The organism is Streptomyces sp. BE20, assembly GCF_036322525.1.
Taxonomy (GTDB): domain Bacteria; phylum Actinomycetota; class Actinomycetes; order Streptomycetales; family Streptomycetaceae; genus Kitasatospora.
This window is the reverse complement of sequence record NZ_JAQYWW010000474.1, coordinates 21,300-46,574: the sequence shown is the minus strand read 5'-3', so window position 1 is coordinate 46,574 and position 25,275 is coordinate 21,300. Positions and strand designations below refer to the sequence as shown.

Below are 25,275 nucleotides of genomic sequence, written 5' to 3'. Positions count from 1 at the left end.
GGGCGGGTCGGTGTCGACCTCACCAGCCCGGGTCCTCCAGGACCTCGATCACCGAGCAGGCCAGGGAGATGCCCGCGCCGTTGCCCATCATCAGGACGTGGTCGCCCGGCGACACGGCGCCGGTCTCCACGAGGTGGGCGAGGGAGAGGAACTGGTCGCCCGCCCCCAGGTGACCGTGGGCACGGCCGAGGTCGAGCATGCCGCGGCCGGGGTCGATCCCCAGCGGCTCCAACAGGGTCTCCAGGTAGCGGGGGTGACCGGAGAACACGTGGGTGACCCGGGTGACGTCGGCCGGACCGATGCCCGCCTCCTCCATCGCCTGCCGGGCCAGGGCCGTCCGCGCCCGCACCAGGTCACCGGCGACGGCCCGGCGCGACCCGCCCTCCGCGTCGTGGCCGCCGTCCCGGTCGAGCCGGTCGGCGTGGGCTGACATCCGCCGCCCCAGGGAGGTCTCGACCGTGAGGCCCGGCCTGGGCGGGAACACCGGGTCCTCCCCCCGGTAGAGGTGCTCCCACCTGGAGAGCGACGACAGCGCCAGCGAACGGATCCGCAGCGGACCGCCCTCGGTGGAGACGACCGCCGCGCAGCCGGCGTCACCGAGCACCGAGCCCCGGCCGGCGGTCCAGCCGTCCGCGTACTTCCACCGGTCGACCAGCGGGGCACCGAAGTTGTCGGCCGCCGTCACCAGCACCGCGCCGCCGCCGGGACCCACCGCCAGGTGGCCGTGGGCGAGGTGGAGCGCGTCCAGCATCGCCGTGCAGCCCTGGTCCAGGCCGATCGCCGGCACCGCGGTGCCGACCACCTTGTCCTGGACGTAGTTCGCGGCGTACCAGCCGTCGGGTCCCTGGTGGAAGGTGCCGGCGTGCAGGACCAGCGAGATCCGGTCGGCGTCGAGGCCCGAGCGCTTGAGGGCCTCCACGCCCGCCCCGGCCGCGAGTTCGGGCGCCGACACGTCCCCGGCGAACGCCACGCCGGTCCAGCCCTCGGCCCGCGCCCGCTCCGCGTCGTACCGGCCCTGGCGGACGGCTTCCGCCACCGGTTCGAACCCCGGGACCCAGGTGCCCAGGCCCGCGATGAACAGGTTCTCCGTCCTCATGCCGTGACCCCCATGCCGATCAGCAGGTAGCAGGTGAAGGCGGCCGGCAGGTAGCCGACCACCGCGCGCAGCGGCCAGCGCGGCGCCCCGCCCCGGACGAAGCTCCACGCCGCCCGGAGGACGACGGCCACCGGAAGGACCACCAGCCACCCCCAGGCCGCCCCGGCCCCCGCCTCCCACGGACGGAGGACGGCCAGCGCCACCACCGCGGAGGCGACCGCGAACCCCACCGCCAGCGCGGTGGTGGCCCGGACCCCGAAGGCGTGGACGTAGGTGCGCTCCCGCTCCCCGGGGGCCCGGACCAGCTTGCGGGCCAGCTCGTGGTGGGTGGCCGCGAGCATCACCACGGCGAGCACCGCCAGGACGTGCCGGTCCGCGGACAGACCGGTGTCGCCGAGGAAGACCGCGTACAGGTAGAGGTTGAGCAGGATCTGGACCGGAGCGCTCAACAGCACGCTCAGCACCACCGCGTCCCCGGGCGGCCAGCCGAACCGCAGCTCCGCCCCCACCAGCAGGACGAGGTACCCGAACTGCGCGGCGAGCAGCAGCTGCGCGGGCCGGTTCCCCGTGTTGAGCAGCAGCAGGACGGCCGCGCCCACGCCCAGCAGCACCACCAGGTCGCGGGGCAGCACCGCGCCGCGCGCCAGCGGGCGGCCCGGATTGTGCCGCCGGTCGTACGGCAGGTCCCGCAGATCGTCGGCGGCCCGCAGCAGCAGCAGGTCGACGACGACGGTGACCGCCGCGAGGACGGTGCCCCACCCCGGCCGCCAGTGCTGGGCGTGCGGGTGGACGGCGGCGTAGAGCCCCGTCACCCCCACCGCCCAGAGGGCGCCGAACACCACCGACAGCGGCAGGGGGAAGCTGCCCCGCACGAAGAGGCCGAGACGACGGATCACGCCGGCGGCCCCGACGGCTTCGGTCGCGCCGACTGCCTCGGACGGGTCGACCAACGGACGGGCAACTCCCAGACGCCGTTGATGAACATCGTCCGGCGCCACTTCAACTCCGCCTCGGGCACGGCGAGTTCCAGCACCTCGAACCGGCGCAGCAGCGCGGCCATGCCGATCTGCAGCTCGGCGCGGGCGAGTTCGGCCCCCGGGCACAGGTGCCGGCCGTGGCCGAACGCCAGGTGTCCGGTGGCGTCCGGCCGGTCCGGGTCGAAGGTGTCCGGGTCCTTGAACACCGCCGGGTCCCGGTTGGCGGCGGCCGTGACCGGCACCACGATCTCACCGGCCCGGACCGGGCAGCCCCCGAACTCCGTGTCCTCCGTCACCAGATGGGGCGCGCCGCCGGTGTTGTTGAGCGAGCTCCAGCGGAGCATCTCCTCGATCACGGCCGGTATCCGCCCGGGCTCCGCCCGCAGCCGTTCGGCGAGACCGGGATGCCCGAGCAGCAGCAGGACGCACATCGCGAAGGAGTTGCCGGTGGTCTCGTAGCCCGCCATCAGCATGCCCGAACCGAGGGACACGATCTCCTTCGGCGAGAGCCGCAGGGCCGGATCCTCCTCGGGCCGGGTCGCCATCCTGGTCAGCAGGTCCTCGGCCGGTTCGCCGCGTTCCACGGCCCGCAGCTTCCCCGCGACGAGCTCCTCGAAGTACGCGTCCATCCGGGCCTGCGTCGCGGCGACCTCCTCCGGGGTGTGGCCGGAGGTCGACATGAGGACGTCCACCTCGCGGCGCAGCCGGACGCCGTCCTCGCGCGGGACGCCGAGGAGCTCGCAGATCAGCTGCATCGCGAACGGCACGGCGTACCCGTCGACCAGGTCCGCCTCGCCGTGGTCGGCGCCGGCGGTCAGACCGTCCAGCAGTTCTTCGGCCAACTCCTCCAGTCGGGGCCGTAGTTGCCGGACCCGCCGGGCGGTGAAGTCGGGCAGGATCGCGCGGCGGCGGCGGGTGTGGTCCGGCGCGTCGGCGGTGGCGAGCAGGATCGAGTCCGCCTTGCGGGCCAGGAGCGGGCGGGCGAGTTCCACGTAGCGGGCCCGGCTGAAGCGGTCGTCGTTGAGGACGGCGGCGACGTCCTCGTGACGGGTGATCACGAGGGCCGGCCGGCCGCTGGAGAGCCGGACCGGGTACGGCTCTCCGGTGGCCAGGAGCTCGTGGTACTCGGCGGCCGGACAGACACCGGCCTCCGGGGGGAAGGGGAAACGTACCGGGTCAGTCATCGTTCTCGGCCCCCTCGGTCTTCCGGGCGCCCGCCGCGTTCGCGGGGCCCGTCGCATGATCGGCGTTCGCCACGTCTTCGGCGGGCCCGCCGGGCCCGGCGGGCTCGGCGGGCTCGGTGTGCTCGGCGGGCTCGGTGTGCTCGGCGTTCGCCGGGTCGGGGAGCAGCCGGACCGTGCCGGCGCTCCCGTCGATCTCGATCCACGCACCGTCCGGGATCGCCCTGGTGGCCTCCGGCACGGCGACCACCGTCGGGACGCCGAGGAGGCGGCCGGTGATCGCGGTGTGCGACAGCAGCGTGCCGCGTTCGACCACCAGGCCCTTGGCGGACATCATCAGGAACAGCCAGCCCGGGTCGGTCTCCCGGGCCACCAGGATCCGGCCGTCGACGTCCGTACCGGCGCCGGGGTCGAGCACCACCGTGGCGCGGCCCCGGACCACACCCCCGCTGGAGCCGATCCCCCGCAGCACCCGGTCGTCGCGGGCGTCGTCGCCCAGGACGGGCGCGGCGTACGGGAGTGCGCGGACCAGCGGCAGGTTGCCGGGCACGCCCAGCAGGCTGGGTCGTTGCTCGGACTCCGTCCAGCGCAGGCGGTCCGCCCGGCGCAGTGCCGCCAGGGCGCGCAGGTCGGAGACGGTCCCGGTGCCGTCGAAGGCGCCGATGACCTCCTCCACCGTCAGGTCCGCCACGTCCAGCCGGTCGTCCAGCACGCCGGTGCGGGCGAGTTCCGCGCCGAGGCGCCACATCACGTCGCGCGAGATCCCGAAGAGCTGGGTGCGGCAGAACCGGGTGTCCTCACGGATACGCACGAGGTCCCGGGCCACTGCCGCGTGCGCCAGGAGCACGGCGCGGCGCACCGGACGGGGGCAGACCTCCCGCAGGTTCGCGCGGGCCCGCTCGGCGGCGGCCCGTTCCTCCGCCCGGTTGGCGGCGACGGTCGCCCCCTGGCGGACCAGCGGGCGTATCAGCGGCACGACGGCCCACGGGTGCTGGCGGGGGGTGGGCTCCTCCAGCTTGAGGTCGTGCAGGGCGCGGTCGCCGTAGCGCGCGACGTACGACCGGGCGGCGTCGGCGACGGGCTCGCCGTAGCGGCCGGCGGTCAGGTCCGTCCACACCTGCCGCGGGTCGTCGTTCTCGACGACGGCGCGGCGCAGCTCGGGAATCGTGCCCACGAGCTCGCCCAGGGCCATGGCCGCGCGGACGGCCTCCAGCGACCGGTTCTCCTTGCCGCCGACCAGCAGTGCCACGAACGCCTGCGGCCCGAGGCCGGTCCACCGGCGCAGCAGGGCGGTGCCGGAGCGCAGGACGAGCAGGGCGATGAGCGCGTTGACCAGGGTGACGCCCCACTTGCGCTCGGCCCGGTCCCAGATCCGCCGGTAGAGGGCGATCAGCTCCTCGGGGGTGTCACCGACGGCGTTCGCCTCCGTCATCTGCCGGTCCCACCAGTGGAGGAAGCGGCTCACCTCCCACGGGTGGGCGGCGGTGCGCCACAGCAGGCCCGGCACCGAGCCCACCACCCGGGCCCGCGACCGGCGGCGGGTGCCGCGGGCCGGGCCCGTGATGCCCATGCCCTGCTCCCAGAGGCCGCGCACGATGTCGAACATCGGCATCTGGCCGTGCAGTTCGTGCCAGTCGTCGAGCCGGTAGTAGACCTGGCCCTCCAGGTAGCCGACCATCCGGGTGAGCCGGTGCGCGTTCTCCCGCAGGAGCCGTGCGGGAACGCCCATCCGCCGGTAGAGGTCGCCGAAGGACCGGCGGTAGAACTCGCGCGACTGGGAGTAGGTGAGCGCGCCCGACACCCCGGGGAAGCTCTCCGTGATGTTGTGGTTGCCCCAGTACACGGTGGGGCCGGCGCCGTCCGGCGCGGCGGGCGCGCCCGCCGCGGGGGCGGTCACCAGCGGCCGGGCCTGCACCAGGTGGATGACGCCGTCGGGGGTGATGGCGCCCTCGATGTCCTGGGGGGTGCCGAACAGTTCCTCCACCCGGGCGGCCAGTTCGGCCACCGTACGGGCCTCCGCGTCGTTGAGGACCGGCGGGTCGGCCAGGTCCGCGGGCACCGCCAGCAGGACCGGCGCTCCGGCGACGGCGTCCTCCGGCAGGCCCATCGACCAGCGCTTGTGCACGGTCTGCGCGGTCACCCGGCCGGTGGCGGGGTCGTGGAAGAAGTGGTCGATGTCGGCCTTCTCCTGGACGACGCCCTCGCCGATGCCGTGCGCGGCCGCGATCAGGTGGCGACGGGAGCCGTCCCGGGGGTCACGGGTGAACGCGACGAACGAGCGGGTGCCGAGCACCATCCGCTGGACGCCGACCGCGACGCGGGCGCGCGTCGGGTCGAGTCCCCGGAACGCGCGGTAGCGCACGGCCTGCGGGTTGAAGGCGGACGCCCAGCAGCGGACGACGGCGTCGGCGAGCCCGGCCAGGTCGACGTACAGGAAGCTGTCGCTCATCCCGGCGAACGGGTCGACGGCGCTGTCCTCCCCGACGGCGTCGTCCGTGGTGCCCTCGGGCCCGGAGCCGACGACCGGGACCACGCAGGCGCGGACCGCGACCAGGCCGTCGGCGCCGACCAGGGAGGTGAACTCCGCCCGGATCCGCCCGGCCAGGGCCTGCGGGACGCTCAGGTCGGTCAGGGCCTTGTGGGCGGCCGCGCACCAGTCGACGACCGCGGACTCGTCGCCGGTGTCCGGCGGCAGGTCCGGAAGGAGCGGCCGGACTTCGTCGAGCGCCCGGTCGAAAGCCGTGGCGGACAGGCAGAAGAACTCCGGCACCCGGAAGCCCGCCCGGCGCAGCAGCTCCTGACGGGCGAACTTGTTCCCCACCGCGGCGGCGTCGGCGAGGGCGTCGCCGGCCTCCGCCGTGACCACGAGGTCAGTCATCGGATCCACCGCCGCACCCCCGACCTGCCCAGCCGTCCAGATGCAGCACGCTCTCCACGGGCCGGCGGGCAGCCGGCCGGAAGCCCTCCCCGAGGACGTGCGCGGTCGGGATCAGGGCACCCTGGCGCACGTCGTCGGGGAGTCCGAGGAGGGCGGCGACCTCCTGCTCGGCGTCCAGGTGCACGGTGGTCCACGCGGTGCCCAGCCCGCGGGACCGGGCGGCGAGCATGTAGCTCCAGGCCGCCGGCAGCAGGGATCCCCACAGACCGGCCTGGCTGCCGGCCGGAAGGCGCCCGCCTCGCAGCCGCAAGCACGGGATCACCAGCACCGGCACCTCGTGCAGGTGTACGGCCAGGTGACGGCCGCTGGCCACCATGCGCGCGGTGGCCTCCTCCTCCGGGGTGGCCGGGGGGCGTTCGCCGGACGGGTAGCGGGCGTCGAACACCCGGCGGTAGACGGCGGCGATCCGCCTCCGCAGGTCCGGGTCGGTGACGACCAGCCAGTGCCAGTGCTGGGTGTTGCCGCCGTTCGGTGCCTGGAGGGCGATCTCCAGGCACTCCTTGACGACCGCGAGGTCGAGCGGGCGTGACAGGTCCAGCCGCCGGCGGACGGTCCGGGTCGTGGTGAGCAGCTCGTCGGGCGTCAGCAGCAGCCGGCCCTCCCGCACCTCCGTGGGCGCGGTCACCAGAGCCCCGGGACCAGTCGGGCGTGGCCGGCCGCGTAGGCGCCGTAGCCGGGGATGTTCATGAGCATCCGTTCCTCGGTGCGGATCCGCCAGGTGATCGCGGCGGCGAGCGTGACCAGCAGGACGGCGCTCGCCGGGTTCAGGAAGAAGCCGACGAACCCGACGTGCGCCAGCAGCATCCCCGCGTACGCGGGGTGCCGGATGAACCGGTACAGGCCGTAGGTGACGATCTGGTGGTCCTGCTGGCGCATCACGTGGTGCGAGTAGAAGCGGCCGAGCGTGTGGATCGCCACCTGTCGCAGGGTGACGCCGCCGACGAAGACGAGGGCCGGCACGAGCAGCGCCCACGACCAGCCGTCCCACGGCACGGGGCCCAGCACGGCGGAGCCGGCGGTGGCGATCCGGGCCGCGGCGTAGAGCAGCAGGGTGGCCGACTCGCTGGGCGGGGCCGCGGACCTGCGGAACGTCACGGGGATCTCGACCGCGAGCCACGCGAGGTAGCAGACGGCGAGGAGGCCGGCGACCAGGTCCACCGTGCGGTCGAGGTGGCGCAGGTGGACCACCGCGCCGGTGCCGACCGCGGCCACCGCGCAGAGGAAGAGCAGACGGGGTGCCTGGACGGCCAGGGAAGGGCCGTGTCCGGCAACGGACTTCGCGGTACTCACTTGGCGGCCCTCCGCCTCTCGTAGCGGGCTCGGTCGAGGGAGTGGACGACGATCTCGATCCGGCCGTGCGGCTCGCCGCTCTCCGCGTCGACCAGCACCATCGGGTAGGCGGCCCGCGCGCCCCGGGCGGGGGTGAACTCCCAGTGCAGCGCCAGCGGGACGGACGTCGGGAGGTCGGTCGGCACGTCGGCTTCGAGGCTGAGCCAGAGCATCTGGGCGTCCGGATCGCGTCCGTGCGCCGTGTGCCCGAGCATGGTGGCCATCTGGCGGGCGGACTCGATCAGCGCGTCCGGGGTGTGCAGGCCCTCGGCGTCCCCCTGCAGCCGGTGCCCGTCGGACGGCACGAGGACGGCGGCCCGCTCGGTGCGCACGGCCGTGCCCAGCAGGATGTTCTCCGGCAGGCGCCGGTGCACCAGGGCGGCGTCGGCGGGGAGGTCACCGTCCGGCCCGGCAGTGCCCGTGGCGGTGCGCCGCCCGGTGGGCGCCGCGGTCCGGCCGAGGTCGACGACCGCCTGGCAGACGGTCTCGCCGTCCTGGTCGGCCAGCAGCCGCCAGGCCGGTCCGTCGTCGGCCGGGACCGGGTCGCAGTGCAGCAGCACCGGCCGGTCGCGTTCGCAGATCCGGTCGAAGCTCAGCGAGATCCGGAGCCGTCCGAAGCCCGCGTCCGCCTGTTCCCGCGTCCGGGCGCGGATCAGGTCGAGCAGGGCCGCCACCAGCAGCATGCCGGGGACGTGGTCGAGCGGATGATCGAAGAAACAGGGGTCGTCCTCGTCCACGTGCAGCGGTACCGGACTCCCGCTCGCGCCGAGAACCGGCACGTCAAGGCGGCCTGATGATGCATCAGTTGCCAAAGAGGCTCTAGGTGCTAACGATTTCACGGAGGTTGACGGTAGCCATCGTACAGTTGCCCGATCAAGGGACATCGGGAAATTGCCGCGCCGAACGTGACGTACGAGCCGACAATTGTCCCGTACTGTGCGGTTTTTGAGCTGTCGTCAGATGAGCGGAGGGCGAGCGTCCGTAAAGCCGTCCGCCCCGGGCCCTGCCTTTCGCCCCGGCGTTCAGCGCTGCGGGTCGGGCGCCCGGCGGGAGGGCCGCTGCCGCCACAACAACGGCAGGACCACGGCCGCGAGGATCGCGAGCAGCCCGGACAGGCCGATCGCCCGGCCGGTACCGACCGCCTGGACCTCGCGGAAGGCCGCGGTGATCGCCTGCGCCGTGGCCTGGTCGACCGAGGCGAGGATCTGGGAGGCGAGCTTGGAGTCCGTGACGGCGTTCCCCAGCTGCTGGGCGTCGGACTCGGAGAGCCCCGCCGCCCGCGCCCGGCTGATCGCCTGGTCGGTCTCCACCGCCTGCTGGACCGCCACCGTCGCGGCGACACCGAAGGCGCCGCCCAGCATGCTGGTGACCTTGAACATCCCGGAGGCGGTCCCGGCCAGTTCCTCCGGCGGACCGGCCACCGCGGTGTCCGACAGCGGGATCGACATCAGCCCCAGACCCGCGCCGAGCACCAGCAGCCCGGCGGCCAGGACCGCGTAGTGGTAGGAGTGGCCGAGGACGGCCGCCACCAGGGTGCCGGCACCCAGCAGGAGCAGGCCGAGGACCACCGGGAGCCGCGCCCCGCGCCGCGCCGACACCCGGCCGCCGAAGGGGTTGAACAGCAGGATGGTGACCGTGGACGGCAGCAGCAACAGGCCGGCCGCGACGGGGCCGTACCCGCGGACCTCCTGGAGGTAGAGGGTGAGCAGGAAACTGACACCGGCGAAGACGATGTTCATCACGGAGTTGGCCACCAGCGCCCCGCAGAACGGCCGCGACGAGAACAGCCGGAGGTCGAGCAACGGGTCCCGGACCCGCCGCTCGACCAGCACGAACAGCGCCGCCAGGACGACCGACCCGACCAGCAGCCCGATGATCACCGGGTCGTCGAAGCCGTCCTCCTGGCCGGCGGTGCACCCGTAGAGCAGGCAGAACGCCGCCGCGGCGCTGATCACCAGGCCGACCAGGTCGATGTGCCGGCCGGCGTTCGGGTCGGTCGACTCCTCGGCCGACCGGCGCACGAGCCACCAGGCGACCACTGCCAGCGGAGCGTTGATCCAGAAGGTCGAGCGCCAGCCGAGAAGTCCCGTCAGCACCCCGCCGACGGCCGGTCCGGCGGCCTGGCCGACCCAGGCGACCGCCATCCAGGCGCCGAACGCGCGCGGCTGCTCGCTCAGGGGGAACATCGGCGGGATCAGCGCCAGGGTGGCGGGCAGGATCAGCGCCGCTCCGACGCCCATCGCGGCCCGCCCGGCGATCATCCCCTCCACCCCGGGCGTGAACGCGGCCAGCAGGGAGAACACGCCCAGCAGGACCAGGCCGATCTCCAGGACGCGCTTGCGGCCGAACACGTCGCCCAGCTTCCCGGCCGCGAGCACCAGGGCGCCGGTGGTGAGGCTGAAGGCGTTGTTGGCCCACTGCAGTGCGGGAAGCGAGACCGACAGCTCGTCGGAGATCGTCGGGACGGCGACTCCGAAGTCCGCGAACGACAGCCAGACCATGCCGGCCGCAACGCACATACCGGTCATGGCGGTCCACCGCCGGGGGGACCCGCCGTTCGATTCCGCGGGCGTTCCGGCCATGCGTCCGCTCCCCTCCTGCGCCCGGCCCGGTGCCGGACGGACCAGGCCACTATCCGGGCGGCCCCCCGCTCGGGCCCGGGCGACACGCACCGGACGTCCCCCGAACGGCCCCCGCCCGAGCGCCGTGACGGCGCTCGGGCGGGGGCTCGGGCCCAGGCCCGAGCGCGAGGCTCAGGCAGGGGCCCCGGCGGGAGCCGGAGCGGGGACTCAGGCGCGGGCGAGGAGTTCGAGCGAGTCGACGACGCGGTTGGAGAAGCCCCACTCGTTGTCGTACCAGGCGACGACCTTCACGTGCTTGCCGTCGACCCGGGTGAGGGCCGCGTCGAAGATCGCCGACGCCGGCTCGCCGGTGATGTCGCCCGAGACCAGCGGCTCGTCCGCGTAGTCGAGGATGCCCTTGAGCCGACCGTCGGCGGCGGCGCGGTAGGCGGCGAGCACCTCGTCCAGGGTCACGTCCCGCGCGACCGTCGTGTTCAGCTCGACGATCGAGCCGACCGGGACCGGCACGCGGATCGAGTCGCCCGACAGCTTGCCGTCGAGGTTCGGCAGGACCAGGCCGATGGCCTTGGCGGCGCCGGTGGTGGTGGGCACGATGTTCACGCCGGCGGCGCGGGCGCGCCGCAGGTCGCGGTGCGGGCCGTCCTGGAGGTTCTGCTCCTGCGTGTAGGCGTGCACGGTCGTCATGAAGCCGTGCTCGATGCCGGCCAGGTCGTCCAGCACCTGCGCCAGCGGGGCCAGGGCGTTGGTGGTGCACGAGGCGTTGGAGACGATCACGTGCGAGGCCGGGTCGTAGGCGTCGGTGTTCACGCCGTAGGCGAGCGTGACGTCGGCGCCGTCGGACGGCGCGCTCACCAGGACCCGCCGGGCGCCGGCCTCGATGTGCGCGCGGGCGGCGTCGGCCGCGGTGAACCGGCCGGTGGCTTCGAGCACGATGTCGACGCCGAGCTCGGCCCACGGCAGGGCGGCGGGGTCGCGCTCGGCGAGCACCTTGATACGGCGGCCGTCGACCACGAGGTCGTTCCCGTCGACCGCGACCGAGCGGTCGAAGCGGCCGAGCGCGCTGTCGTACTTGAGCAGGTGGGCGAGCGAGTCGGGCGCGGTGAGGTCGTTGACGGCGACCACTTCGAGGTCGCTGCCGCGCCCCAGCAGCGCGCGGAGGCTGTTGCGTCCGATGCGGCCGAAACCGTTGATGGCGATGCGGGTCATTGCGGCTCCCTTGTCGTTTCGTTGCTCCTCCATGATCGGATCCGGGGACCCGGCCGGACAGGGGCCTGATCGACACGGTGCGCAAGGATCTCGCCACGATCAGCGCCACCGGGCGCAAGGATCCCGCCACGCCCTCTCCGCCGCCGGACACGCCTCCGGGCACTCGGCCGGAAACGCTTCCGGAAACGCTTCCGGAGACCGCGCTCAGGCGTCGCGGGCCGCGAAGGTGTGGCGGTACTCGGTGGGCGAGGTGCCGAGGACCCGGTGGAAGTGCAGGCGCAGGTTCGCGCCCGTGCCCAGCCCGACCCGGTCCGCGATCTGCTCCACCCCCAGGTCCGTGCGTTCGAGCAGCTCGCGGGCCACGTCGAGGCGGGCCCGCAGCACCCACTGCATCGGCGTGTAGCCGGTGTCCTCCACGAAGCGCCGGGAGAAGGTGCGCGCCGACACCCGCGCGTTGCGGGCGAGCGCTTCGAGCGTCAGCGGTTCGGCGAGGTGGGCCAGCGCCCACTCCCGGGTGCTCGCGAAGAGGTCGCCCAAGGGCTCGGGCACGCTGCGCGGTACGTACTGCGCCTGCCCGCCGCTGCGGTAGGGCGCGGCCACCAGCCGCCTCGCCACGTGGTTGGAGAGCCCGACCCCGTGGTCGCGCCGCACCAGGTGCAGGCACAGGTCGATCCCGGACGCCGCGCCCGCCGACGTCAGCACCTCGCCCTCGTCCACGAACAGCACGTTCTCGTCCACCCGCACCCGCGGGTGCCGCTCGGCCAGGGCCTTCGTGTAGTGCCAGTGGGTCGTCGCCTTCTTCCCGTCGAGCAGGCCCGTGGCCGCCAGCGCGAACGCCCCGGTCGAGATGGCCGCCAGCCGGGCGCCCCGCGCGTGGGCCGCCACCAGCGCCTCGACGACGGCCGGCGGCGGCTCCGTGGTCACCGGGTCCCGGTAGCCGGGGACGAAGACGGTGTCCGCGTCCGCCACGGCCTCCAGGCCGTCGGCCACGTGGTACGAGAGGCCGTCCCCACCGGTCACGAGCCCGGGGGCGGCGCCGCAGACCCGCACCGTGTACGGCATGCTCGGCCGGCTGGAGAAGACCTGCGCGGGGATGCCCACGTCCAACGGCTTCGCGCCCTCCAGCACGAGGACGGCGACGTGGTGGTTCCTGCGGCCCATCGGGCCTCCTTCGCTTCCCGGGACCGCCGTGCGCCCCGCACGGGCCTGACCCGGACGACACCGGACGCAAGCATCCTGCCACCGCGGGCCGGCGCGGCGGGACACGGGACCGCTCCGGGACCGACGGCGGCCCCGAGGGCCCCCACCGCCGGGGCCGCGGGCTCGCAGCCTCCCCCGGCCGTGGGCAGGATGGAAGGGACGGGGGCCTCAGCCGATCCGAGGGGCAGACAGCCGATGTCCGAGGACGCCCCGCCGCCCCGTGGCCCGCTCCGGGCGGTACGCCGGGCCGTCGACGGGTTGCGCACCGGCGGCGGGGAGGCGGCGCTCGCCGGTCGGCGGGCGCTGCGGGTCACACTGGCCGCGTCCACCGGGTTCCTCGTCTGCCTGTACGGCCTCGACGAGCCGGTCGCGGCGCTCTACGCCCTGTTCTCCTCGGTGGCGATGGCGGCGCTGTCCCGCATCCCCGGCACCGGCCGCCAGCGGGCCGCCGTCCTGCTCCGGGTCCTGCCCGTCGCCTGGCTGCTGGTGGCCGCCGGCACCGCCCTCGCGGGCCGCACCTGGACGGCCGTGGCGGGCATGCTGGCGGTCGGCTTCGTCCTCGCCTTCGCCGCGGTGGCCGGCCCGCGCCTCGCCGGCGCCGCCCCGGGGCTGCAGCTGATGTACATCCTCCCGTGCTTCCCCCCGTACGCGCCGGACGAGCTGCCGGCCCGCCTGGTGGGGACGGCGGTCGGGTTCGGGCTGCTCGTCGCCGCCGAGGCGGTGCTGCTGCCCGAGCCCCGGGCCCGGCCCTACCGGCTGCTCACCGCGGACGCCGCCGCCACCGCCGCCCGGACCGCGGCAGCGCTGGCCCGGGACCCCGGGCCGCTCTCCGGTGCGTCGGCCCGCGCCGCGACCGCCGTCGGCGAGTCGCTGCGCGCCCGGCGGGTGCCCGCGGCGGAACGCCCGGCCGGCCCCGGCCTGCGCGACCGCGCGGAGGCCCACGCCGGCTGGGCGGCCCGGGCGCTGCTCGCACGGCTGACGGCCGCACCCCGGCCGCCGGCCGGCGCCCGGTCCGTGCCGAGGGCCGAGGCCGGACTGCTGGCGGAGATCGCCCGCAGCGCCGCCCAGTCGTCACACCTCCTGGCCACCGGCGAGGAGCCGGCCCCACGACGCCTGGAACGGTCGCTGCGCGCGTTCCGGAGCACACCGCCCGACGCGACGGACGCGGGGGGAGCCCCGGACGGGGCGGGCGGCCCGCGCGGCCGGGACGGCGCGGACACGGCCGCGGCGCCCCGTCGCCGCGCCGCGCTCGCGGAGACCGCCGAGGCCGCGGTGGCCCTGTCCACGGCGGCCCGCCTGGCCGTGTGCGGCCGGAGCGCGGTGACCGCCGGGTGGGTGGGGGGACCGGCGTTCGCGTACGCCGGGCAGAGCACCGGGAGGCTGTACTGGCGGCGGATCGCCGGTCACGCCGGCCCCCGGTCGGTGTACTTCCAGAACGCGCTGCGGATCAGCCTCGCCCTGGCGGTGGCGCGCGCGGTCGCCGGCGCGGTCTCCCTCCCGCACGGCTTCTGGGCGATGCTCGCCGCGCTCAGCCTGACCCGGACGACCTTCGTCCAGACCGGACGGACCATCCGGCTGGCCCTCACCGGCACGGTGGTCGGGGCGGCCGCCGCCGGGGCGCTGCTGGCCGTCGTCGGCCACCACGGCGTCGTGTACGCGGTGCTCCTGCCACCGCTGATGGCCGTCACGTTCTTCCTCGGACCGCTGCTCGGGGTCGGCTGGGCCCAGGCGCTGTTCACGGTCGTCGTCGCCGCGATCTTCGGCCAGCTCGCCCCGGCCTCCTGGCAGCTCGCCGAGGTCCGCCTGCTCGACGTCCTCACCGGCAGCCTGATCGGTCTGCTGTGCGGCCTGCTCGCCTGGCCGCACGGGGCGCGGACGGTCCTGCCACGGGACACCGCGATGCTGCTCGACGCGGTCGCGGCGGCGGTGACGGCCACCACCGCGGCCCTCGCGGGGGCTCCGGCGACGGCCACGTTCCCGGCACCCGGGGCGACCCCGGGGACGGCGCGGGACCCGACCGCGGCGGTGACGCACGCCCTGCCGGTCGTGGAGTCGGCGTACGCGCAGTTCCAGGACGAGCCCCGGCCCGTGGCCGACCTGCCCGGACCCGACTGGCAGGCCGCGCTGATCGCCGGCCACCACGCCCGTCGCGGCAGCACCCGGCTCCTGGAGCGTCCGGTCCGGCCCGGGCCGGACGCGGCCGAGCGGGCCTGGCTGCTGCGGTCCGGTGACCACGTGGCGGGCGCGTACACGGCCGCGGCGGCGCGGCTCGCGGACCGGCGCCGCCGGGGCACGCCCGCACCGGGCCCGGCCACCCCTCCCCCGCCACCACCGCCGCCACCGCCCGGTGGCGCGCCCTTCCTGTACGAGGTGGCCGCCTGGCTCGAAGGCCTGACCCACGACCTCGCACGCCTGGACCCGCACCCGCTCCCCGCCCCGGACCACGACGGGGACCGCGACGGGAACCGGGGTGCGGGGCCGACCGCGTGACCGTACGGCCGATCCGCCGCACGGATGACATCCCCGCCACCGGAACGCGGCGCAGCGCCCCACCGGAACGCCGCCCGGGCATGGTCGGTGTTCGGCCCGGACGCCAGCCCGGGCCCGACCGGTGACGGCCGGAGCGACAAGGATCGTCCCCCGCCCCGCCACCACGACCGGTCCCGCGCACCACCAGGCCCGAGCGCCGGAAGGCCCGTAGGGCGGAAGGACGGAACGGATGGGAAGCCAGCGGCCCGACCCCACCCCGGCGGATCCCGCGCCCGCCGCATCGGCCGTGCCCGCCGAGACGAGCCGGCGGCTCGCGCTGGCGGCCATGCTGTTCGCGGTCTCGATGACCTTCATCGACCAGACGATCGTCTCGATCGCCGCACCCGACATCATCCGCGAGCTGGGCCTGTCGGCCGTCGGCATGCAGTGGGTGGTCAACGCCTACCTGCTCTCCCTGGCGGCGTTCTTCGCCCTCGGCGGCCGGCTCGCCGACGTCCTCGGCCACAAGCGGATGATGCTGATCGGCACCCTCACCTTCGTGATCGCCTCCGCGCTGTGCGGCGCGGTGCCGTCCGGCGGCGCCGCGGAGTCCTGGCTGATCTGCTTCCGCGCGGTCCAGGGACTCGGCGCGGCGCTGATGTTCCCGGCGGCGCTCGCGGTGGTGGTCGAGGTGTTCCCCCTGGAGCGGCGCGGCCGGGCGCTGGCGCTGTTCTTCGGGGTCGCGGGCGGCCTCACGGCGATCGGCCCGGTGCTCGGCGGCTGGCTGACCTCCTGGACCTGGCGGGCGATCTTCTGGGTGAACGTGCCGGTGGCCGTGATCGCGATCGTGCTCACCGTGCTGGCCCGGATCCGCAACACCCCGCGCCGCGAGCCCGTCGACTGGACCGGCGCGCTCCTGGTGGCCGCCGGAATGGGGCTGAGCGTGCTCGGGCTCCAGCAGGCGGCGACCTGGGGGTGGGGCAGCTGGGCGACCTGGCTGTGCATCGTCGGCGGGCTGGCGGTCCTGGTGGTGTTCTGCGTGCTGGAGCTGCGCACCGAACACCCGCTGATCAAGCTTCGGGTCTTCGCCGACCGCGCCTTCGCGGCCGACAACGCCGTGCTGTTCTTCGCCATGATCGCGTTCGTCCCGGTGTTCTTCTTCGCCTCGGTCTACGCCCAGGTGGCGCTGGACCAGTCCCCCAACGAGGCCGGCCTCTACCTGCTGGTGTTCTTCGCCGGCTTCGCCCCCGGCTCGCAGATCGGCGGACGGATGCTGGACCGGCGCGGCGCGCGCCCGCCGATGCTGCTGGGCACGGCGGTGTCCGCGGTCGGGTTCGCCCTGTGGGCCTCGAAGATCACCGACCTCTCGCTCGGCGCGCAGTGGCCGTACATCGTGCTGGCGGGCGCGGGCATCGGGCTGCTGCTGACGCCCGCGTCGACGGACGCCGTCAACCGCTCGATCGACGCGTCCTACGGCGAGGTCACCGGGATCACCCAGACCGTGCGCAACTACTCCGCGAGCCTGGGGCTGGCCGTGCTGGGCACCGTGCTGCTCCACACCACCACCAGGAACGTACGGGAGACCCTCGTCGCCGACGGTGTCCCGGCCGACACCGCGCACCAGGTCGCCGACACGGTGACCGCGGGCATCACCGGCCACGGCTCCGGCGGCCAGTCCCCCGCCGGTGTCGGGGCCGCGATGACGGACGCGATCCGGGCGGACTTCGCGGAGGCGAACGGGCCCGTGCTGTACGGCATGGCGGCGGCGCTCGCCGTCGCGTTCCTGTGCGCGCTGCTGCACCCCGGTACCCGGGTCACCGAGGAGACCGGCCCGCAGCGGGGCCGGTGACCGCTCCGGCCGGCGGACCCGGCGGCTCACCGGCTTCCCTGCGCGGGCGGCGCCGGGCCCCTCCGAGGGGAGCGCCCCTCCGGCGGGGTCGTCGGCTGACCGTCCGGCACCCTCCCACCGGCCGGCCGGTGGGAGGGTGCCGTCGTTCCGGTGCCGTCGTTCCGGTGCCGTCGTGCGGTGCGGAGCCCGACGGACGGAGGTGACTCCGCGGAGGCAACTCCAATGGGCCAGCAGCGTTCGTCGCCCGGCCGCCCGGAGCCGAGCATGGGAACGGCCCCCACCGGCGGCCGAACGGACGGCTGAAAGGTTGCACGGGATGCGAACGCTCTACCCCTGCCGCATCAGAGGAAGCAGGCCGGCGCGAACTGCGGCGGCCCTCGCGGCCGTCGCGGGAGCGGTCGTCCTCACCGTGGCGTCGTGCAGCAGCTCGTCGGCGCCCGCGACGCCGACCGACACCGCCCGCCCCACCCTGACGGAAGCACCGAACCCGTCGACGTTCTCCGGCGAGCCGCCCTCCGCACTCGCCTCGAAGGCGGAGTCCGCCCTGGCCGAGGCCTCCTCCCGCTCGGCCTCGGCCCAGGCCGCCGCGTCGTCCTTCCAGGCGTCGGCGGACGCCCAGGCCGCGCAGAGCCGCCAGAAGGCCACCGAAGTCCTCCAGGGCGTGGCGGGCAGCGGCAACGCGCTCTCCGACGTCACCCTCACCGGTGTACCGCGGAGCACCACCGGCGGCCTCCACGCGGCCGTGGTGACGATCGTCAACAGCACGCGCGAGACCGCCTCCTACGCGGTCCGGGTGGACTTCACCGACGCGTCCGGCAACACCGTCGACACCGCGGTGGTCGGCGCCGAGAACATCCCGGCCGGCGGCAAGGCCGACCCGATCGCGTTCAGCCGCCAACCGGGCGACCTGCCGCTGACCCCGGTCGTGGTCAAGGCCCAGAGGTACTGAGTCCACGGCGGACAGCGGACCGCCGCGCGCGTACGCCCGCCGGACGGGTTCTGACGAAAGGTACTCCCCCATGCGTTCCGACCTCACCACCGCGACCCTCGCCGAGCTTCGCCGTCCCCGCCCGTACCCGGCGGTCTCGATCCTGATGCCGACCCACCGCCGGGAGCCCGACAACGCCCAGGACCCGGTTCTCCTGCGGAACCTCGTCGCCGAGGCGAGGGCCAGGATCGACGAGGACCAGGCGATCTCCCGGGCCGACCGGCTCGACGTGACCGGCCAGCTCGACCAGGCGCTGAAGGAGGTCGACCTCGTGCACGCGGAGGACGGCCTCGCCCTGTTCGTCTCGCCCGGCGAGCACCAGGTGTGGTCGCTGACCCGGGCCGTGCCGGCCCGCACGGTCGTGTCGGACTCCTATCTCACCCGCAACCTGGTCGCCGCCCGTGCGGCCGACCGCCCCTACTGGGTCCTGGCGCTCGCCGCCGACCGCATCAGCCTGTGGGCGGGCACGGGCGACCGCCTGGAGGCGCAGTCCGGCAGCTTCCCCTTCACCCGGAGCCTGGAGGACCCGGACGCCGAGCGCAAGGAGCGGATCGGCGACCTGCCGAGCACCTTCAGCGACGAGGCCACCCGCCAGTTCTTCCGTGAGGCGGAGGCGGGCCTGCGGGACGTGCTCGCCGAGGACCCCCGCCCGTTCCACCTGGTGGGCGAGGCCCACGCGCTGTCCCTCTTCCAGGACCTCTGGACCGCCACCCCCGGCCCCGTGGCGACGGTCGCGGTGGGCGGCCTCGCCGAAGGGCCCGCCCAGGCGCTCCGGGAGGCGGTGCGGCCCGCCCTCGCCCAGCAGGCCGACCGGGCCGCCGCGAACGCGGAGGCCGAGCTGGACCAGGCCCGCGGCCGCCAGCTGCTGGCCGCCGGGCTCGACGAGGTATGGCAGACCACGGGCGACGGGCGGATCGGTCGGCTGGTCGTCGAGGACGACTACCGCGCCACCGTCCGCGACGACGGCGAACACCTCGTCCCGGCCACCGACGGCGAGGCCGGTGCCCGTGAGGACATCGTCGACGAGATCATCGAGAAGGCGCTGGACGGCGGGGCCCAGGTCGACTTCGTCCCGGACGGCAAGCTGAGCGGCATGGGGCACATCGCCGCGGTCCTGCGGTACTGAGCTCCTGAGGTTCTGAGGTTCGTGCCGCTCCCGGCCCCGTCCTGCCCACCCGCAGGGCGGGGCCCGCGCCGTCGTGCCCGTGCGCGGCCTCCGCCCTCCCGTCCGCCGGCGTCACCGGTCGGCCGTGTCACCGGTCGGCCGTGTCACCGGTCGGCCGTGTCAGCGGTCGGCCGTGTCAGCGGTCGGCCGGGCCGTCCGCTCGGGCGGGGCGGGACCAGGTGAGCCCTTCGAGCTGTTCGATGCTCCGGTTGAACTCGACCAGCAGGGTGAGGAACCGCTCGGTCTGCGGTTCGGGCCAGCCGGAGGCCTCGATGAGGCGGGCCGTGCCCGCGCGGCTGACGGCCCGGTCGGCCGTCAGGCGTTCCAGGCCGAGCGCGGTGGGGCGGAACCGGCGGGCCGTCCCTCCGGCGGGATCGGGGATCCGCTGCACCAGGCCGGCCCGGAGCATAGCCCCGACCTGGCGGTTGACGGTGGAGACCCCGACGTGGAACGTCAGGGCCAGCTCCTTCAGCGTGAGCGGTTCACCGGCCTCCAGCCGGGTGAGCAGGACGTAGGCCGAGCGCTCCAGCGTCTGGCCGATCCGGGGGCCACGGGCCGCGACGAAGTGGCGGGACAGCAGGGTCAGTTCACGCTCCAGCTCACCCAGCCGACGTTCGTGCTCACTCATTCCGGTCCTCCGCGCCGCCGATTCTTTGTGCATAGTGCACATCATATGTACGCTACACAATATGGGCATCATGCCCGTGCGGCCCGACACGAACCACCGCACCAGCACGAACGACGAAAGGACCTGGCCATGGATCGCCTGAAGGAGAAGGTCGCGGTCATCACCGGCGCGGGGAGCGGGATCGGACGCTCGGCGGCCGAGCTGATGAGCCGCGACGGCGCCCTCGTCGTGGTCGCCGACCACAACACCCGGGGCGCCGAGGAGACCGCCCGGCTCGTCGAGGCGGTCGGCGGCCGGGCCCTGCCCGTCACCGTCGACGTCACCGACGAGGGCTCGGTGGCCGACATGGTCGCCGCCGCCGTCCGTGAGTTCGGCGGACTGCACGTCCTCTGCAACCACGTCGGCGGGACCGATCCCCGCAAGGACCTGGACCTGCTGCGCATGGACCTCGACGAGTTCGACCGGGCCGTCGCCCTCAACATGCGCAGCACCCTGCTGGGCTCCCGGCACGCGGTACCCCACATGATCCGCGCCGGCGGCGGCTCGATCGTCAACACCGCCTCCGTGGCGGCCCTCGTCGGCGACGTGCTCCAGACCTCCTACGGCGCCGTCAAGGCGGCCGTGGTCAGCATCACGAAGTCGATCGCCGTCCAGTACGGACCGCAGCGCGTGCGCTGCAACGCCATCGCTCCGGGTGCGGTCATGACCCCCGCCCTGGAGAACAACCTGCCCCCGGAGGTCATCCGGTCGCTCAGGAACGGCAACGCCCTCCCCTACCTGGGCACACCCGAGGACATCGGCCACACCATGGTCTTCCTCGCCTCCGACGAGTCGCGCTACCTCACCGGCCAACTCCTGGTCGTCGACGGTGGCATGACCATGCAGTCCTCCGCGGCGCCCGGCCGGCGCGCCATGCTCCCCGGCTGAGGCCGGCGCGGCAGGGCGGGCCCGGCCAGGAAGGGAGCCGGGAGAGAAGGAAGCGACAAGGGGGGAAGGAGGCGGGCGGGGCGGTCGACGGCCGGGGCGCTACGGCCGCCCCGCGCGCCCGGCCGGACGTGACCGCCCTACGGCGTCGGCCGCGGCGGGAACGGACCCGCCGCCGGAGCACCCGCCTGCACAGAGGTCCGGGCTGCGGCGAGGGCGGCGCCCGCGGTGCGCAGGTGGTGGGCGATCAGGGGCAGCAACGCCGGAGAGAGCGTGCGGGCCGTGAACTGCCGCGCCGCCTCCAACGGACCGGCGGCCCGCTCCAGGAGATCCGCGACGCGGAGGCGGTCCGCACCGATGGCCTCCGCCCGGAGACCGTCCGCATGGAGGGCGTCCGCCCCGGCGTCCGACCGCAGCTCCCCCACGGTACGGCGCAGCAGGATCAGCGAGTCCTCCGCATCGGGTGGTCCGTCGGGGAACTCATGCCCCCACCGGGCGAGTTCGAGCTCGACGGTCCGGGCGTGGTGGTCGCACCGCCCGGCCCAGAAGACCAGGGAGGCGGTCGGGGGCGGCGGGGACTGGCTCTGGGTCGACACCCTCCGATCATGTCCCAAGACCGGGCCGACCGTGTCCCGTTCCCGCAGCTTCACCATCCGGAGCGCAGGCCCGGCGCCCCGGCCGGTGGACCGACCTGCCGGGGCGTCGACCGCACGTTCGACGGTCGGGGCGGCGTGCGGGCGCCACGGGGCAGGCCGACGGGGGCCTGCTCGGCGCGCCGCGGACGCGGTCGCACCGGCACGCCCGCGCGACATCGTCCGTAGACGCACCCCCCGTACAGCCCTTGACCGGCGGGTCGATAGTATGTACCGGCACGTGAGGCCCGGCAGACGGCTTCCCGTCACGGCGCCCGTCCGACGACGAACGTCGCACCGTGTCCGCTCCGTACGTTCCGGAGCCTGCTCCCGCCTGCCGACACTCCGTGGCGCTCGTGACCCTCGACGCCTGACGGGCCGCCGGGGTCATCAGCGTCGTCGAGGAGAACCGTGCCCGGATCGCAGCCTGCCGGACGCCTGCGCGCGTCCGGCCCCGCTCCACCGGCTGCCGGTGGACCGCCCCGGCCCGGACCGGATACCGGCGCCGGTACCGGTGCCGGTGCCGACTCCGGTTCCCTTCGGGATTCCCGCCCTTCCCGTACGCCTCCCTCGCCTCCCGCGCCTCTCCGGTCCCCCGGAACCGCCGGGTCGCGCGCCGCGCGTGCCCTCCCACCATCCATCAGCGACACGTCAGTTCAGGTACCGCATGCACCTCCACACCGCCCCCATCGACGGTTTCCATTACGGCTGGATCAACCCGGTCCTCTCCTACCTGGTCGCCTGCACCGGAGCCGCTCTCGGCCTTCGGTGCACCGTCCGCGCCCTCGACCTGCCGCCGCGCCGGCGCCTCGGCTGGCTGCTGCTCGGCGCCACCGAGATCGGCTGCGGCATCTGGACGATGCACTTCCTGGCGATGCTCGGATTCAACGTCACCGGATCGACGATCCTCTACAACGTGCCCCTGACGCTGTGCAGCCTGCTGCTGGCGATCGGCGTGGTCGGCCTCGGCATCCTCTACGTCGGCTACCGACCGCGTAGTGCCGGGACCCTGCTGATCGGCGGGACGGTCACCGGTCTCGGCGTCGCGGCGATGCACTACCTCGGCATGGCCGCCATGCACGTGCAGGGGCAGGTCTCGTACCAGCCGCTCGTCGTCGCCGCCTCGATCGCGATCGCGGTGTTCGCGGCCACCGCCGCGCTGTGGATGACGCTCAACATCACCGGCCTGCTGGCCTCGCTGGCCTCCGCGCTCATCGCGGGCGTCGCGGTGGTCGCCATGCACTACACCGGGATGGCCGCCGTCTCGGTCGTGCTGGACGGCCGCACGCCGACCGCCGGCCTGCCCGCCTCGCAGTTCATCACCCCGCTCGCGGTGGCGGTGCTCGTCCTCCTCGCGCTCGGCGGGATCGCCCTCATGCTCTCCCCGCAGGAGTCCTCCCTCTCGGGTCGCCCGGCCCCTCGGCCGGAACCCATCCCGGTCCGGCTGTTCGACCGGCGCGACTGACCCGGAACCGGGCGCACGGCGGTTCGACCCGTCGTGCGCCCGGACGCCGGTCCCCCGCCGGCACCGGTCGATGCGCCGCACCGGACTGAAGTCCGTACCGAGCAGAGTCCGTACCGGGCGAGGTCCGTGCCGGCGGAGGAGGTGCCGGGCCGTCGTACCCGACGGTGCCGTCCTTCCGGCCGCAGAGCCGGACGGCCTCGGCTCGGGGCGTCAGGACGTCCGGGGCACGGCGCCGGACGCGGCCGGGGCCGGGGGGTCCTCGCCCGGGGAGGCCGGGGCGGCGTGTTCGCGGAGGAGGGCGGCCAGGGCCTCGGCGTACGGGTGGGGGCGGCTGCGCCGGGCCCGGGCGATCCCGAAGTGGCGGGCGGGACGCGGCGGTCTCACCGGAACCACCCGGGTGCCGGGGAGTGCCGGATCGAGCGCGACGTACGGCACCAGGGACACGCCCACGCCCGCCGCCACCAGGGACCGGGCGAAGAAGTAGTCGGTGGTGGAGCCCGCGACCCGGAGTTCGAATCCGGCGAGCGCGGCGTGGCCGCGGTGAACGCCTGCTCGGACGGGCCGGTCGACGCGGTCGCGCTCTGCGAGCTGATCGCGGAACGGCTCGGCACCACCCCGCGCTACCGCCGGGCCGGGGAGACGGACCGCTCGCCGTTCTCCTTCGACCGCTGGTACCCGATGGACAACCGGCGCGCCGCCGGCCTCGGGCTGCGGTTCTCCCCCACGGCGCAGTGGCTGGACGGCGCCGTGGGCGAGGTCCTCGGGGCACTCGGAGGGCTGGGGGAGTTCGGAGGGCTCGGGAACCGCGGGGATTCCTACGCTCCCGAGGAGCGCCACGGCCGCGACGGCCACGGCGCCGGGGTGTCCGGCGGAAGGGCGGCGTGACCGTGCGACAGCGCTCCCTCGGCGACCGGACGGTCGGCGCGATCGGGCTCGGCGCGATGCCGCTCTCCGTCGAGGGCCGGCCCGACACGGACGCCGCCCTCACCACCCTGCACGCCGCGCTGGACGCCGGCGTCACCCTGCTCGACACCGCCGACTCCTACCACTGGCACGCCGACGAGGTCGGCCACAACGAGCGGCTGGTCGCCCGGGCCCTGGCCGCCCGGCCGGCCGCCGACCGGGCGGCGGTGCTGGTCGCCACCAAGGGCGGACGCGGCCGGCCCGGGGACGGCTCGTGGAGCGTCGACGGCCGGCCCGAACACCTCCGGCAGGCCTGCGAGGACTCGCTGCGCCGCCTCGGTGTCGAGGCGCTCGGCCTCTACCAGCTGCACAAGCCGGACCCCCGGGTCCCGTGGGCCGAGTCGGAGGGTGCCGTACGTGAACTGCTGGACGCCGGGAAGATCAGGGCCGCGGGGATCTCCAACGTCGACGAGCGGCAGATCCTGACGGCCCGGGACGTCCTCGGCCCGGACCTGGTCTCGGTGCAGAACCGGTTCTCGCCCGCCGTACGCGGCGGCGAGCCCGAACTGCGGCTCTGTGAACGGCTGGGCCTGGCGTTCCTCCCCTGGAGCCCGCTCGGCGGTCTCGCCCGCAGCGTCCTGGACGACCCCTCGGAGGACACCGCTGCCCGCACCGCCTTCCACCGGATCGCCGCCGCACGGCGGGTCTCCCCGCAACAGGTCGGCCTCGCCTGGCTCCTCGCGCTCTCCCCCGTCGTCGTCCCGATCCCCGGTGCCCGCCGCCCGGCCAGCATCCGCGATTCCGCGGCGGCGGCCGACCTCGTCCTCCACCCGGACGAACTCGAAGCCCTCGCCGGCCCGTTCACGGGCCCGGAGCAGCCGCCCGCAGCGACGGCGGGAGCGGGGTGAGACCGCGTTCGGAGCGCCGCCGCGCCCCGGACGGGCTCGTCCGACCGCCGGTCCGTGGCGTCCGAGAAGTCGTGCGGGAACTCGGTGCGGGCGGCCGACGGGTGAGGTTCCGGCGGAGTCGGGCGGCGGACGGAGGCGTCGGGGCGCGCCGTGGAAGACTTTCGGACCATGGACGAGGGCGACACGGACGAGGGCAGCGGGCAGGTGCCCCTGCTGGTGGTGGACGCCGCCAACGTCGTCGGGTCGGTGCCCGACGGCTGGTGGCGCGACCGGCGGGGCGCCGCGGAGCGGTTGCGCGACTCCCTGACCGGCATCGCGGACGGCGGGCTGGTGTCACCTGCCGGCGGCCCGGCGTGGGCGCACTCCGGGCCGCTGGAGGTGGTCCTCGTCGTGGAGGGCGCCGCGCGCGGCGTCGCCCCGGTCCCCGGAGTCCGGGTCGAGGCCGCGTCCGGCAGCGGCGACGACCGGATCGTCGACCTCGTCGAGAACGCCCTGACCGACCGGACCCGGCGGAGGTGCCTGGTCGTCACCGCGGACCGCGGACTGCGAGCCAGGGTCACCGCGCTCGGCGCCGACGTCGTCGGCCCCCGGGCGGTCCGCCCGGCGTGAGCCCCGTGCGGCCGACGCCACCGGCCCGACGCGCGACCGCCGCCTGTCGGCAGCGGGGACGCAGGGCGGCACGGCGGCACGGCGGCACGGCGGGGAATACGAGGTCACCGCCACCGGGGTCGGCCCGGCGCCGGTCGGCGGCGACGTCGTCGCCCTGGGCACCGCCGACAACCGCGTCCTGATCGTCGACCGCCGTGCGGACGCCACCTGGACGGCGCCGCAGGGG

The 25,275-nt window shown here is 75.1% G+C and carries 21 protein-coding genes and 1 pseudogene; 9 read left to right on the top strand and 13 right to left on the bottom strand.

Features of this window, described 5'->3' with window-relative positions; translation table 11 throughout:
• Positions 1 to 19: 19 nt before the first annotated feature.
• The 10 genes from PUR61_RS06400 to PUR61_RS06355 form a co-directional block, all read right to left on the bottom strand.
• Positions 20 to 1,096 carry a ketoacyl-ACP synthase III family protein gene (locus tag PUR61_RS06400; protein WP_329876527.1) on the bottom strand — a complete coding sequence of 359 codons (1,077 nt, stop codon included), beginning with the start codon at positions 1,094 to 1,096 and terminating at the stop codon, positions 20 to 22.
• On the bottom strand, positions 1,093 to 1,992 hold the full coding sequence (locus PUR61_RS06395) for a hypothetical protein (protein WP_329876525.1): 900 nt from the start codon (positions 1,990 to 1,992) through the stop codon (positions 1,093 to 1,095). Before PUR61_RS06395 ends, PUR61_RS06400 begins: the two co-directional genes overlap by 4 nt.
• Positions 1,989 to 3,257, bottom strand: a complete 1,269-nt coding sequence (locus PUR61_RS06390) for a cytochrome P450 (protein WP_329876523.1) — start codon at positions 3,255 to 3,257, stop codon at positions 1,989 to 1,991. Before PUR61_RS06390 ends, PUR61_RS06395 begins: the two co-directional genes overlap by 4 nt.
• A complete protein-coding gene (locus tag PUR61_RS06385; protein WP_329876521.1) occupies positions 3,250 to 6,132 on the bottom strand; it encodes a PEP/pyruvate-binding domain-containing protein in 2,883 nt (960 codons plus the stop codon). The genes PUR61_RS06390 and PUR61_RS06385 overlap by 8 nt, the downstream gene beginning before the upstream one ends.
• Entirely contained in the window at positions 6,125 to 6,817 is a 693-nt protein-coding gene (locus PUR61_RS06380) for a nitroreductase family protein (protein WP_329876519.1), read from the bottom strand. Before PUR61_RS06380 ends, PUR61_RS06385 begins: the two co-directional genes overlap by 8 nt.
• Complete coding sequence (locus tag PUR61_RS06375) at positions 6,814 to 7,482, bottom strand: methyltransferase family protein (RefSeq protein ID WP_329876517.1); 669 nt, start codon at positions 7,480 to 7,482, stop codon at positions 6,814 to 6,816. Before PUR61_RS06375 ends, PUR61_RS06380 begins: the two co-directional genes overlap by 4 nt.
• Positions 7,479 to 8,300, bottom strand: a complete 822-nt coding sequence (locus PUR61_RS06370) for an AfsA-related hotdog domain-containing protein (RefSeq protein WP_329876515.1) — start codon at positions 8,298 to 8,300, stop codon at positions 7,479 to 7,481. The genes PUR61_RS06375 and PUR61_RS06370 overlap by 4 nt, the downstream gene beginning before the upstream one ends.
• Positions 8,301 to 8,543: 243 nt before the next feature.
• Positions 8,544 to 10,049 (bottom strand): MFS transporter, encoded by a 1,506-nt coding sequence (locus PUR61_RS06365; RefSeq protein ID WP_329876512.1) that lies wholly within the window; start codon positions 10,047 to 10,049, stop codon positions 8,544 to 8,546.
• Positions 10,050 to 10,310: 261 nt separating this feature from the next.
• Positions 10,311 to 11,309, bottom strand: coding sequence for a type I glyceraldehyde-3-phosphate dehydrogenase (gene gap, locus PUR61_RS06360; RefSeq protein ID WP_329876510.1), 999 nt, complete (start codon positions 11,307 to 11,309; stop codon positions 10,311 to 10,313).
• Positions 11,310 to 11,513: 204 nt separating this feature from the next.
• Positions 11,514 to 12,470, bottom strand: coding sequence for a GlxA family transcriptional regulator (locus PUR61_RS06355; protein ID WP_329876508.1), 957 nt, complete (start codon positions 12,468 to 12,470; stop codon positions 11,514 to 11,516).
• A 234-nt stretch (positions 12,471 to 12,704) separates the two neighbouring features.
• Between PUR61_RS06355 and PUR61_RS06350 the strand changes: the two genes are divergently transcribed.
• The 4 genes from PUR61_RS06350 (at position 12,705) to PUR61_RS06335 (ending at position 18,941) form a co-directional block, all read left to right on the top strand.
• Positions 12,705 to 14,999: an FUSC family protein gene (locus tag PUR61_RS06350; protein ID WP_329876506.1), complete on the top strand. Its 2,295-nt coding sequence runs from the start codon at positions 12,705 to 12,707 to the stop codon at positions 14,997 to 14,999.
• 229 nt (positions 15,000 to 15,228) lie between these two features.
• Complete coding sequence (locus PUR61_RS06345) at positions 15,229 to 16,827, top strand: MFS transporter (RefSeq protein ID WP_380520045.1); 1,599 nt, start codon at positions 15,229 to 15,231, stop codon at positions 16,825 to 16,827.
• A 316-nt stretch (positions 16,828 to 17,143) separates the two neighbouring features.
• Positions 17,144 to 17,776 (top strand): hypothetical protein, encoded by a 633-nt coding sequence (locus PUR61_RS06340; protein WP_329876504.1) that lies wholly within the window; start codon positions 17,144 to 17,146, stop codon positions 17,774 to 17,776.
• Between the two features lie 70 nt (positions 17,777 to 17,846).
• Entirely contained in the window at positions 17,847 to 18,941 is a 1,095-nt protein-coding gene (locus PUR61_RS06335) for a baeRF3 domain-containing protein (protein ID WP_329876502.1), read from the top strand.
• 175 nt (positions 18,942 to 19,116) lie between these two features.
• Here PUR61_RS06335 and PUR61_RS06330 read toward each other — a convergent pair whose 3' ends face one another.
• A complete protein-coding gene (locus tag PUR61_RS06330) occupies positions 19,117 to 19,608 on the bottom strand; it encodes a MarR family winged helix-turn-helix transcriptional regulator (RefSeq protein ID WP_329876500.1) in 492 nt (163 codons plus the stop codon).
• Between the two features lie 129 nt (positions 19,609 to 19,737).
• Here PUR61_RS06330 and PUR61_RS06325 point away from each other — a divergent pair, with 129 nt between their 5' ends.
• Positions 19,738 to 20,535 (top strand): SDR family NAD(P)-dependent oxidoreductase, encoded by a 798-nt coding sequence (locus PUR61_RS06325; RefSeq protein WP_329876497.1) that lies wholly within the window; start codon positions 19,738 to 19,740, stop codon positions 20,533 to 20,535.
• 137 nt (positions 20,536 to 20,672) lie between these two features.
• On the opposite strand, the gene PUR61_RS06320 is transcribed toward PUR61_RS06325, so the two are convergent.
• The gene (locus PUR61_RS06320; RefSeq protein WP_329876495.1) at positions 20,673 to 21,128 is read right to left on the bottom strand and encodes a hypothetical protein; all 456 of its coding nucleotides are present in this window, start codon (positions 21,126 to 21,128) and stop codon (positions 20,673 to 20,675) included.
• Between the two features lie 703 nt (positions 21,129 to 21,831).
• Between PUR61_RS06320 and PUR61_RS06315 the strand changes: the two genes are divergently transcribed.
• Positions 21,832 to 22,629 (top strand): MHYT domain-containing protein, encoded by a 798-nt coding sequence (locus PUR61_RS06315; protein WP_329876493.1) that lies wholly within the window; start codon positions 21,832 to 21,834, stop codon positions 22,627 to 22,629.
• A gap of 210 nt (positions 22,630 to 22,839) precedes the next feature.
• Here the strand turns inward: PUR61_RS06315 and PUR61_RS06310 are convergent.
• A pseudogene (locus PUR61_RS06310) lies at positions 22,840 to 23,163 on the bottom strand (LysR substrate-binding domain-containing protein); the annotation flags it as partial.
• Between PUR61_RS06310 and PUR61_RS06305 the strand changes: the two are divergent.
• From PUR61_RS06305 to PUR61_RS06295, 3 genes are all read left to right on the top strand, one after another.
• Positions 23,161 to 23,514 (top strand): hypothetical protein, encoded by a 354-nt coding sequence (locus PUR61_RS06305; RefSeq protein ID WP_329876618.1) that lies wholly within the window; start codon positions 23,161 to 23,163, stop codon positions 23,512 to 23,514. The pseudogene PUR61_RS06310 and the gene PUR61_RS06305 overlap by 3 nt on opposite strands.
• Before the next feature lie 2 nt (positions 23,515 to 23,516).
• Positions 23,517 to 24,440, top strand: coding sequence for an aldo/keto reductase (locus PUR61_RS06300; protein ID WP_329876612.1), 924 nt, complete (start codon positions 23,517 to 23,519; stop codon positions 24,438 to 24,440).
• Between the two features lie 168 nt (positions 24,441 to 24,608).
• On the top strand, positions 24,609 to 25,049 hold the full coding sequence (locus tag PUR61_RS06295; RefSeq protein WP_329876491.1) for an NTP pyrophosphohydrolase: 441 nt from the start codon (positions 24,609 to 24,611) through the stop codon (positions 25,047 to 25,049).
• The last annotated feature ends 226 nt before the right edge of the window (positions 25,050 to 25,275 follow it).